Genomic DNA, 9,739 nt, shown 5'->3' with positions numbered 1-9,739 from the left:
TTGCGTGACGTCGATCGGTTGCGCCGGTGGTGGTCAAAATGAAACCGTATTGGCAGAAGCGGGGCGATTTGCGCTGATGACGGGCGCCGTCGGACGCGTCGTACGAAGCTCGCGCAGCAGGCAGTGAGCAGGAAGCGGCCGATGCCGCGCGTCAGAAATCGATCGCGTCGTCGGCATCGCCATCGGCCGCGGTGGCGAGCGCTTCGCGAACCACCGTGCGCGGCGCGGACGCCGACGCGTCGAGCGACGGGTTGCGCAGCTTCTCGAGCACGCGCTCGGGCACCGGAATCCGCATCCGCGCGGCGACGTCGCCGCACTGGAACATGATCAGCTCGCCCGGCTCGAATGCGGTCCAGACTTCGTTGTCGGTGAGCGGCTGCGTCGCGATCACCGCGACGCGATCCTCCGGCGTCGTGTATTTCGCGAAGTCGATCGACAGGTCTTCGTCGACGAGATGCGCGGTCGAGAACGGCCAGCGCCGCACGAGGTAGTGCAGCCGCGTCGAGCAGTGCGCGATGAGCGCCTGGCCATTCGACATCAGGAAGTTGAACACGCCGTGATCGGTGATGCCGCGCGTCAGCTCGCCGACGCGCTCGAACAGTTCGGGCAGCGGCGGCTGCGCGCCGGGAAAGGCCTCGCGCAGCCCCTGCATCAGCACGCAGAACGCCTGTTCGCTGTCGGTCGTGCCGACCGGATGGTAGACGCTGCCGTCCATGTCCGGCGCGTAGTCCTGCAGGTCGCCGTTATGCGCGAAGATCCAGTGCCGGCCCCACAGCTCGCGCATGAACGGATGGCTGTTCTCGAGCAGGATGTGCCCTTGCGTCGCCTTGCGGATGTGCGCGATCGTGTTCTTGGACTTGATCGGGTAGCGCTTCACCATTTCGGCGATCGGCGACGTGGCCGAGGCCTGGTGATCGATGAAGAGGCGACAGGCCTTGTCTTCGAAGAACGCGATGCCCCAGCCGTCGGCATGGTGATCGGTGAGCCCGCCCCGGGCCGCGAAACCTGTGAAGGAGAATGTGACGTCCGTCGGCGCGGCGCAGTTCATTCCAAGGAGTTGGCACATTTTACGTGGGGCGGCAGGCTGAAGCAGGGGGGTAACGAACCGGGCGAACCCCGGTACAATGCGGCTTCTAGCATATCACCGAGCCCTGAGCGGTAAAAAGCGGATTCCGCTGGCCAAAGGCCCCGTGTTGCGGTTTGCCGTCAGTCGGCCCCGCGCACGCGCGTTCCGGCCCCGCCGATGGCAAGCCCGTTCCTCACGACGCCTCCTATGACTGCCTCGAACGCTTCCTCCCCGGCGACGCTTTCGCTCGCCCGTCCCGACGACTGGCACCTGCACCTGCGAGACGGCGACATGCTCGCCGCCGTGCTGCCGCACACCGCCCGCCAGTTCGGCCGCGCCATCGTCATGCCGAACCTGAAGCCGCCGGTCACGACCACCGCGCAGGCGCAGGCCTATCGCGAGCGCATCCTCGCCGCGCTGCCGGCCGGGATGACGTTCGAACCGCTGATGACGCTGTACCTGACCGACAACACGCCGCCCGACGAAATCCGCCGCGCGCGCGAAAGCGGCTTCGTGCACGGCGTGAAGCTGTATCCGGCAGGCGCGACGACGAATTCCGACCACGGCGTCACCGATCTCGCGAAATGTGCGAAGACGCTCGAGGCGATGCAGGAAACCGGCATGCCGCTGCTCGTGCACGGCGAGGTGACCGATGCGTCGATCGACCTGTTCGACCGCGAGAAGGTGTTCATCGACCGCGTGATGACGCCGCTGCGCCGCGATTTCCCGGGCCTGAAGGTCGTGTTCGAGCACATCACGACGAAGGACGCGGCCGACTACGTGCGCGATGCCGACGCGGCGCCCGGCCTGCTCGGCGCGACGATCACCGCGCATCACCTGCTGTACAACCGCAACGCGCTGTTCGTCGGCGGGATTCGCCCGCATTACTACTGCCTGCCGGTGCTCAAGCGCGAGACTCATCGCGTGGCGCTGGTCGAGGCCGCGACGTCGGGCAACCCGCGCTTCTTCCTCGGCACCGACAGCGCGCCGCATGCGCGCGGCGCGAAGGAAACCGCGTGCGGCTGCGCGGGATGCTACACGGCGCTGCACGCGCTCGAGCTGTACGCGGAAGCGTTCGACACGGCTGGCGCGCTCGACAAGCTGGAAGGGTTCGCGAGCTTCTACGGCGCGGATTTCTACGGGCTGCCGCGCAGCGCCGAGACGGTCACGCTGCGCCGCGAGGCGTGGGAACTGCCGCGCGAGATCTTCGCGGGCGATACGCCGGTCGTGCCGCTGCGCGGCGGCGAAACGATCGGCTGGAAACTCGCGTGACCGGCGCGCCGCCGCGCGAACCCGGCCCTGCGGCTGGTCGCGCGACGGCGACGTTCGCGCGGATCGACTGGTCCGCGCCGTGGCTCGCGCATTACGCGGAGCCGGGCCGCGCGTGGCAGGCGGCCGCCCGTGCGGGCGAGGTCGCGCTGCTCGATGCGTTGAACGGTGCGTTGCGCGGCGGCGAGCGCGTCTCCGGTCGCGGCAGGCCGCTGCGCTTCGTGCCGCAGGCCGAGCTGCCGCCCGGCGTCGCGTACGAGACCCATATCGCGGGCACCGGCCGCGTACCGACCCGCCACAATCTTCACGATTTCTTCAATGCGCTCGTCTGGTTCGCGTATCCACGCATCAAGGCCGTGTTGAACGCGCGCCAGGCCGCCGCGATCGACGCGGCGGGGGGTGTCGGGCCCGTGCGCGGCACGCTGCGCGATGCGCTGACGCTATTCGACGAGAACGCCGCGCTGTTCGTGACGGCCGACCGTTCGCTTGCCGATGCGCTGCGCGGCTTCGACTGGCCGCGGCTGCTGGTGGCCGCGCGCGACGCGTGGGGCACGCGCTGCGAAGCGCGGCTGGTCGGCCATGCACTGCTCGAACAGCTCGTCGTGCCCTACAAGTCCTGCACCGCGCACGCGTGGATCGTCGAAGTGAGCGCCGACTATTTTTCATGGCCCGACGCGCAACGCAGCGCGCATGTCGACGCGCGAATCGCCGCCGAACTCGCGACGCGCGCGCTGACGAGCCGCGATTTCGCGCCGCTGCCGGTGCTCGGCGTGCCGGGCTGGTGCGCGGCGAACGCCGACGCCGCGTTCTACGACGATCCGGCCGTGTTTCGCCGCGGCCGCCGCTCGCGCGCTGCCGACGGCGGCGCGCAGTGCTAGAATGCGCGTCGCAAAGCAGGCCAGGCAGTCGCGGCCTCGCCGCCTTCGGGCGCGCGGGGGCGAGGAAAGTCCGGACTCCACAGGGCAGGGTGATGGCTAACGGCCATCCGTGGCGACACGCGGAACAGGGCAACAGAAAGCAAACCGCCGATGGCCCGGCGCAAGCCGGGATCAGGTAAGGGTGAAACGGTGCGGTAAGAGCGCACCGCGGCTGCGGCAACGTACGCCGGCACGGTAACCTCCACCCGGAGCAATTCCAAGTAGGCAGGCGCGCATTTTCGGATGCAGGACGGGGCCCCCGTCTCGTCTGCGGGTAGGAAGCTTGAGCGCGTCAGCAATGGCGCGCCTAGAGGAATGGCTGCCACGCGTTGCGTGCTTCGGCGCGCGGCGTGCACAGAATCCGGCTTATCGGCCTGCTTTGCCGTTCGAATGCGAAAGGGCCGGCGTCTCCTTGCGGAGCGCCGGCCCTTTTTTCTATGGGCGCGCGCCGTGTGTTCAGGCGGCGACGATATCGAACGAATGCGTGAGTTCGGCCGTCTTCGCGATCATGATCGACGCGGAGCAGTACTTGTCGTGCGACAGGTTGATCGCGCGCTCGACCGTGGCCGGGTTCAGATTGCGGCCGGTGACCGTGAAGTGGAAGTGCACCTTCGTGAACACCTTCGGATCCTCGCTCGCGCGCTCGGCCTTCAGCGCGACCGAGCAGCCGCTCACTTCCTGGCGGCTCTTCTTCAGGATCAGCACGACGTCATAGGCCGTGCAGCCGCCGGTGCCGAGCAGCACCATTTCCATCGGACGCGGCGCGAGGTTGTGGCCGCCGCCTTCGGGCGCGCCGTCCATCGTGACGAGATGCCCGCTGCCGGTCTCGGCGGAAAACGCCATGCCGTCCTGGCCCATCCAGCTTACTTTGCATTCCATGCTTGCACTCCAGCGTTGCCTGATTCGGATTCGATCCGGCATTGTAGCCCGCGGTGCAACGGTCGGCTGATGCGCTGCACGACGTGCAACGCCGGCGCGGTGCGAGCAGGGCGGCGAGCGGCGATTTCCCTGTCGAGTTTAGGGGTTTTGCTCTAGGGGAGGACGGTTTTAGGTCGTGTCCGACGTGATTATGTTTTTGATTTTAAACGACAATTCATTTTCGTAAGCTTGCTGGTCGAAATCTCATATCGTGGGATTTGATTTCGTAATGCAAATTTTCTTGTGAAGTCCGCAGGGCATTCGTATAATGAACCTCATTGGTTGTCGCGCTGCGGCAACCTCCGAATGTCTCCTCCACCCTCCTCCTAAGGTGGATTAAGCCCGAACCAGCCGTTCGGGCTTTTTTTCGTCCCATGCAAACATCGGCGCGCGGCTTGCGCGCGCCGGCACCGTCACGCGGGCTGTCGCGCGGCAGGCTGCGAGTTCGCGTCGGGCGGCGTGCCGCGCGAGCCGGCCTCGGGCATCGGCGCATGGGCGGCCGACGCGTGGCCGTGGCCGCGCGCGCAGAAGTGGCGGACGCGTTCGCGCACCGCGCGCAGGCGCGCGATGCGCTCTTCGGCGTGGGCGGTCCGGGCTTCGGCGATGCGCGCGTCGAGTGCGTCGAGCTTGGCTTCGCAGCCGGAGCGGGCGGCGACGGCGGGCGCCGCGGCGGCCAGCAGGGCGGCCGCGAGGAAGGGTGCAAGTCGTTGTTTCATCATGCTGATTTGTTGTTTTTCGGGTTCGGCCGGTCTGGCGCGGCAAGGTCATGTGCCGCGCGTCGATGGGTGCCTCCCCAGGCGCTCGGTTCGCCTGGCTCGTCGGGGCACGATCGGATTTTGGCCCATTTCGGCCGTCGCGAACACGGGACGTGGATTCTCTTTGACCGCGTAGCCGCATTTCCTTTATAATTCAGGGCTTTTCCGCATTCATGCCCACGGAAAAAGAACAGGGAGAGCCTGCACCGCGCCTCGAAGCGCACACAGACAAGCAGGAAGAACACATCGGGCAAAGCATTTTTTTTGGATCGATCATGAAGACGTTTTCCGCAAAAGCCCATGAGGTGACGCGCGAATGGTACGTGATTGACGCGACGGATAAGGTTCTCGGCCGTGTTGCCAGCGAAGTGGCACGCCGTCTGCGCGGCAAGCACAAGCCTGAGTTCACCCCGCACGTCGACACTGGTGATTTCATCATCATCATCAACGCGAGCAAGTTGAAGGTCACGGGCAACAAGACGCTGGACAAGAAGTACTACCGTCACTCGGGCTACCCGGGCGGTATCTATGAAACGACGTTCGGCAAGATGCAGGAACGCTTCCCGGGCCGCGCGCTCGAGAAGGCGGTCAAGGGCATGCTGCCGAAGGGTCCGCTCGGCTACGCGATGATCAAGAAGCTGAAGGTCTACGCAGAAGCGACGCATCCGCATTCGGCTCAACAGCCGAAGGCGCTCGAGATCTAAGGGGAGCCCACATGATCGGTAACTGGAACTACGGTACGGGCCGCCGCAAGAGCGCAGTCGCACGTGTCTTCATCAAGGCTGGCAAGGGCGACATCATCGTCAACGGCAAGCCCATCGCTGACTACTTCTCGCGCGAAACGTCGCTGATGATCGTGCGTCAACCGCTGGAACTCACGAACCACGGCCAGACGTTCGACATCAAGGTGAACGTCAACGGCGGCGGCGAAACGGGTCAGGCAGGCGCAGTGCGCCACGGCATCACCCGTGCACTGATCGACTACGATGCGACGCTGAAGCCGTCGCTGTCGAGCGCAGGCTTCGTCACGCGCGATGCGCGTGAAGTCGAGCGTAAGAAGGTCGGTCTGCGCAAGGCACGCCGCGCAAAGCAGTTCTCGAAGCGTTAATTTCGCTTCATGGCCTCGCCGCTTTCGGGCGGCGTCCGCCAAAAAAACCGCCAGCTTTCACGCTGGCGGTTTTTTTATGCCTGCTTCCGGGCTGCCGCGGCCGCCGCCCGCGCGGGCGGCCTTGATGAAATCGACAAGAACCTATTGATTTCATGGACTTCAGCACGATCTTCTGATCGGCCCTACAATAGCGGCTAAAGCTTCTTGGAGAGTTCGAATGAACGCTGTTACCGAATCCGCAGCAACGACGACCGATATGCCGCTGCCGTTCGTCTTCACCGACGCCGCGGCCGACAAGGTTAAGCAATTGATCGACGAAGAGGGCAATCCCGACCTGAAGCTGCGCGTGTTCGTGCAGGGTGGCGGCTGCTCCGGCTTCCAGTATGGCTTCACGTTCGACGAGGAAGTCAACGAGGACGACACCGTGATGAACAAGAACGGTGTCCAGCTCCTGATCGACTCGATGAGCTACCAGTACCTGGTCGGCGCCGAGATCGACTACAAGGACGACCTCAACGGTGCCCAGTTCGTGATCAAGAACCCGAACGCGACCACTACCTGCGGGTGCGGTTCGTCGTTCTCGGTCTGAGCGCACGTCGGATCTACACCGGTTCGCCGGAATGAAAACGGGGCTTGATGCCCCGTTTTTTGTTGCGTGCTCGTCTTGCAGCGCCCGTCGCGCGGCGGGTATCGCATCAGCGCGGATAGAGCGCGCCGAGCACGCGCTCGCCGGCGGCACCCGTCACGCTCGCGAGATTGCCGGGCTGGCGCGCGGTGAAGCGGTACGCGAGCCACGCGAACGCCAGCGCTTCGACCTGCTGCGGCGGGACGCCGAGCGCGGCCGTCGTATCGACGGCGGCCGGCACGCCGGCGTCGCGCAGCGCGCGCCGGAGCGCGTCGAGCAGCATCGGATTGCGTGCGCCGCCGCCGCATACGAAGACGGCCTTGCAGCCCGGCGCGTGCTGCGCGATCTCGCGTGCCACCGACACGGCGGTGAGCGCGGTGAGCGTCGCCTGCACATCCTCCGGCGCCACCTGCTGGAACGCGGCGAGCTTCGCATCGAGCCATGCGGGATTGAACAGGTCGCGTCCGGTGCTTTTCGGCGGCGGCGCGGTGAAATACGGTTCGTCGAGCAGCGCGTCGAGCAGCGGCGCGTGTACGCTGCCGCGTGCGGCGAACTTGCCGCCGTCGTCGTACGGCTTGCCCAGATGGCGCGTCGCCCATGCATCGATCAGCGCATTCGCGGGGCCGCAGTCGAAGCCGCGCACGTCGCCGCCCGCGCCGGGCAGGATCGTGATGTTGCTGATCCCGCCGAGATTGCAGACCACGCGCGTTTCGCCCGGCGCGCCGAACACCGTCGCATGGAAGGCGGGTGCGAGCGGCGCGCCGTGGCCGCCCGCGGCCACGTCGCGGCTGCGGAAATCGGCGATCACGTCGGCATGGGTCAGCTCGGCGAGCAGCGCCGGATTGTTGAGTTGCCGCGTATAACCGCGTTCCGGCCGATGGCGCACCGTCTGACCGTGCACGCCGATCGCGCGGATCTCGTCGCGCGACAGTCCGGCGGTGCGCTGCAATTCGTGGCAGCACACCGCATAGCGCGTGACGAGTGCATTCGCCGCGAGCGATTCGCGGTCGATCTCGTTGTCGCCGGGCTGCTGCAGCGCGAACAGCGCGTCGCGCAGCGATTGCGCGAAGCCGACGAACGCTTCCGCGAGCACGACCGGCGCGCGGCCCGCCTCGAAACGCACGGCGACGCCGTCGACGCCGTCCATGCTGGTTCCCGACATCAGCCCGAAGTAGATGCCGTCTGCCGGATGGGCATGCTGCGGCTGTCGTTGCGGCACGTTGGGTTCTCCTGGATCGAGCGGCGCGGGCCCGTGCCGCGCGCCTTGCGCCCCGATTATCCGCGCAACGTGACGCGTCGTTAAGCGATGCGCGCGCAAGTTATGGGAAAATCCCTGTTTTTGCGACATTCTTCCTGGCACCGATGAGCACCGAACCCAGTTCCAAGCCCGTTTTCCCGATCACCGACGAAGTCCGGCATGCGCTCGCCGTCACGAAGCGCGGCGTCGACGAGCTGCTGATCGAGGAAGAGTTCGCGCAGAAGCTCGCGCGCAGCGCAGCCACGGGCACGCCGCTGCGCATCAAGCTCGGCCTCGACCCGACCGCACCGGACATCCACATCGGCCATACGGTCGTGCTGAACAAGATGCGCCAGCTGCAGGACCTCGGCCACACGGTAATCTTCCTGATCGGCGATTTCACGTCGCTGATCGGCGATCCGTCGGGCCGCAACGCGACGCGCCCGCCGCTCACGCGCGAGCAGATCGAGTCGAACGCGAAGACCTACTTCGAGCAGGCCGCGCTCGTGCTCGATCGCGACAAGACCGAGATCCGCTACAACAGCGAATGGTCGATGCCGCTCGGCGCGGACGGGATGATCAAGCTCGCGTCGCGCTACACGGTCGCGCGGATCCTCGAGCGCGAGGATTTCACGAAGCGCTTCCAGGGCGGCGTGCCGATCTCGATCCACGAATTCCTGTACCCGCTGATGCAGGGCTACGATTCGGTCGCGCTGAACGCCGATCTCGAACTCGGCGGCACCGACCAGAAGTTCAATCTGCTGGTCGGCCGCGAACTGCAGAAGCAGTATGGCCAGGAACAGCAGTGCATCCTGACGATGCCGCTGCTCGAAGGCCTCGACGGCGTCGAGAAGATGTCGAAGTCGAAGGGCAACTACGTCGGCATCAGCGAGAAGCCAACGGACATGTTCGGCAAGCTGATGAGCATTTCGGACACGCTGATGTGGCGTTACTTCGAACTGCTGTCGTTCCGCAGCCTGGACGAGATCGCCGGCTTCAAGCGCGAGGCCGAAGGCGGCCGCAATCCGCGCGACTTCAAGGTGCTGCTCGCGCAGGAGATCGTCGCGCGGTTCCACTCGCAGCCCGATGCCGAGCGTGCGCTCGAGGACTTCAACCACCGCGCGAAGGGCGGCGTGCCGGACGACATCCCGTCGGTTACGCTCGCCGGCGCGCCGCTGGCGATCGGCCAGTTGCTGAAGCAGGCCGGCCTCGTGCCGTCGACGAGCGAGGCACTGCGCAACATCGAGCAGGGCGGCGTGAAGATCGACGGCACGATCGTGTCGGACAAGGGCCTGAAGGTCGAGGCCGGCGAGTTCGTCGTCCAGGTCGGCAAGCGCCGCTTCGCGCGCGTCACGCTGACCGCATGATCGCGCTGATCCAGCGCGTGACGCGCGCCGACGTGCGTGTCGGCGGCCGCACGACGGGCGAGATCGGCGCGGGCCTGCTCGCGCTCGTCTGCGCGGAGCGCGGCGATACGGAGGCGGCCGCCGACAAGCTGCTGGCAAAGATGCTCGGCTACCGCGTGTTCAGCGACGCAGCCGGCAAGATGAACCTGCCTGTGTCGAACATCGACGGCGCAGGCCGCGCAGGCGGCCTGCTGCTCGTGTCGCAGTTCACGCTCGCGGCCGATACCAACAGCGGGCTGCGTCCGAGCTTCACGCCGGCCGCGCCGCCCGACGAAGGCGCGCGGCTGTTCGACTATTTCGTCGCGGCCGCGCGGGCGCGCCATCCGGTCGTCGAGACGGGCGAATTCGGCGCCGACATGCAGGTGTCGCTCGTCAACGACGGCCCCGTGACGTTCTGGCTGCAAGTGCGGCCCTGATTCTTCCCCGGAGACGCACCGC

The 9,739-nt window shown here is 66.4% G+C and carries 12 protein-coding genes and 1 other RNA gene; 9 read left to right on the top strand and 4 right to left on the bottom strand.

The features are described from left to right. Window positions 1–151: 151 nt before the first annotated feature. Window positions 152–1,066 (bottom strand): class II glutamine amidotransferase, encoded by a 915-nt coding sequence (locus HWX09_RS26635; protein ID WP_027783557.1) that lies wholly within the window; start codon window positions 1,064–1,066, stop codon window positions 152–154. 207 nt (window positions 1,067–1,273) lie between these two features. On the opposite strand from HWX09_RS26635, the gene pyrC reads away from it, so the two are divergent. The 3 genes from pyrC to rnpB all read left to right on the top strand — a co-directional run bounded on the left by pyrC (window position 1,274) and on the right by rnpB (window position 3,637). Beyond that, window positions 1,274–2,338 carry a dihydroorotase gene (pyrC, locus tag HWX09_RS26630; RefSeq protein ID WP_027783558.1) on the top strand — a complete coding sequence of 355 codons (1,065 nt, stop codon included), beginning with the start codon at window positions 1,274–1,276 and terminating at the stop codon, window positions 2,336–2,338. Continuing rightward, a complete protein-coding gene (locus tag HWX09_RS26625; RefSeq protein WP_027783559.1) occupies window positions 2,335–3,213 on the top strand; it encodes a DUF3025 domain-containing protein in 879 nt (292 codons plus the stop codon). Before pyrC ends, HWX09_RS26625 begins: the two co-directional genes overlap by 4 nt. A gap of 12 nt (window positions 3,214–3,225) precedes the next feature. Then, window positions 3,226–3,637: RNase P RNA component class A (rnpB, locus tag HWX09_RS26620), an RNA gene on the top strand. 71 nt (window positions 3,638–3,708) lie between these two features. On the opposite strand, the gene HWX09_RS26615 is transcribed toward rnpB, so the two are convergent. Beyond that, entirely contained in the window at window positions 3,709–4,173 is a 465-nt protein-coding gene (locus HWX09_RS26615) for an OsmC family protein (RefSeq protein WP_080681310.1), read from the bottom strand. A gap of 410 nt (window positions 4,174–4,583) precedes the next feature. Beyond that, window positions 4,584–4,889 (bottom strand): DUF1090 family protein, encoded by a 306-nt coding sequence (locus HWX09_RS26610; protein WP_027783561.1) that lies wholly within the window; start codon window positions 4,887–4,889, stop codon window positions 4,584–4,586. 311 nt (window positions 4,890–5,200) lie between these two features. Here HWX09_RS26610 and rplM point away from each other — a divergent pair, with 311 nt between their 5' ends. Genes rplM through erpA form a run of 4 tightly spaced genes read left to right on the top strand, consistent with a single transcriptional unit; the run spans window position 5,201 to window position 6,622 of the window. After that, on the top strand, window positions 5,201–5,629 hold the full coding sequence (gene rplM, locus HWX09_RS26605) for a 50S ribosomal protein L13 (RefSeq protein WP_009687896.1): 429 nt from the start codon (window positions 5,201–5,203) through the stop codon (window positions 5,627–5,629). An 11-nt stretch (window positions 5,630–5,640) separates the two neighbouring features. Further along, on the top strand, window positions 5,641–6,033 hold the full coding sequence (gene rpsI, locus HWX09_RS26600) for a 30S ribosomal protein S9 (RefSeq protein WP_006476904.1): 393 nt from the start codon (window positions 5,641–5,643) through the stop codon (window positions 6,031–6,033). A gap of 9 nt (window positions 6,034–6,042) precedes the next feature. Further along, entirely contained in the window at window positions 6,043–6,231 is a 189-nt protein-coding gene (locus HWX09_RS26595) for a hypothetical protein (RefSeq protein WP_175888600.1), read from the top strand. A 19-nt stretch (window positions 6,232–6,250) separates the two neighbouring features. After that, window positions 6,251–6,622 (top strand): iron-sulfur cluster insertion protein ErpA, encoded by a 372-nt coding sequence (gene erpA, locus HWX09_RS26590; RefSeq protein ID WP_006759918.1) that lies wholly within the window; start codon window positions 6,251–6,253, stop codon window positions 6,620–6,622. 106 nt (window positions 6,623–6,728) lie between these two features. On the opposite strand, the gene HWX09_RS26585 is transcribed toward erpA, so the two are convergent. Beyond that, window positions 6,729–7,877 carry an anhydro-N-acetylmuramic acid kinase gene (locus HWX09_RS26585; protein ID WP_027783562.1) on the bottom strand — a complete coding sequence of 383 codons (1,149 nt, stop codon included), beginning with the start codon at window positions 7,875–7,877 and terminating at the stop codon, window positions 6,729–6,731. Between the two features lie 143 nt (window positions 7,878–8,020). On the opposite strand from HWX09_RS26585, the gene tyrS reads away from it, so the two are divergent. Then, window positions 8,021–9,262, top strand: coding sequence for a tyrosine--tRNA ligase (gene tyrS, locus HWX09_RS26580; protein WP_027783563.1), 1,242 nt, complete (start codon window positions 8,021–8,023; stop codon window positions 9,260–9,262). After that, window positions 9,259–9,717 (top strand): D-aminoacyl-tRNA deacylase, encoded by a 459-nt coding sequence (gene dtd / locus HWX09_RS26575; protein ID WP_027783564.1) that lies wholly within the window; start codon window positions 9,259–9,261, stop codon window positions 9,715–9,717. The genes tyrS and dtd overlap by 4 nt, the downstream gene beginning before the upstream one ends. Window positions 9,718–9,739 lie beyond the last annotated feature (22 nt).

This window comes from Burkholderia sp. BCC1208 (genome assembly GCF_902833095.1).
GTDB lineage: Bacteria > Pseudomonadota > Gammaproteobacteria > Burkholderiales > Burkholderiaceae > Burkholderia.
Note: the sequence above shows the minus strand (reverse complement) of the source record. Positions and strands in the feature narration are given on the sequence as shown.

Coding starts and splice junctions, on each gene's coding strand:
- HWX09_RS26635 (WP_027783557.1), bottom strand. CDS start 1,066: ATGTGCCAACTCCTTGGAATGAACTGCGCCGCGCCGACGGACGTCACA.
- pyrC (WP_027783558.1), top strand. CDS start 1,274: ATGACTGCCTCGAACGCTTCCTCCCCGGCGACGCTTTCGCTCGCCCGT.
- HWX09_RS26615 (WP_080681310.1), bottom strand. CDS start 4,173: ATGCCGGATCGAATCCGAATCAGGCAACGCTGGAGTGCAAGCATGGAA.
- HWX09_RS26610 (WP_027783561.1), bottom strand. CDS start 4,889: ATGATGAAACAACGACTTGCACCCTTCCTCGCGGCCGCCCTGCTGGCC.
- rplM (WP_009687896.1), top strand. CDS start 5,201: ATGAAGACGTTTTCCGCAAAAGCCCATGAGGTGACGCGCGAATGGTAC.
- rpsI (WP_006476904.1), top strand. CDS start 5,641: ATGATCGGTAACTGGAACTACGGTACGGGCCGCCGCAAGAGCGCAGTC.
- HWX09_RS26595 (WP_175888600.1), top strand. CDS start 6,043: ATGGCCTCGCCGCTTTCGGGCGGCGTCCGCCAAAAAAACCGCCAGCTT.
- erpA (WP_006759918.1), top strand. CDS start 6,251: ATGAACGCTGTTACCGAATCCGCAGCAACGACGACCGATATGCCGCTG.
- tyrS (WP_027783563.1), top strand. CDS start 8,021: ATGAGCACCGAACCCAGTTCCAAGCCCGTTTTCCCGATCACCGACGAA.
- dtd (WP_027783564.1), top strand. CDS start 9,259: ATGATCGCGCTGATCCAGCGCGTGACGCGCGCCGACGTGCGTGTCGGC.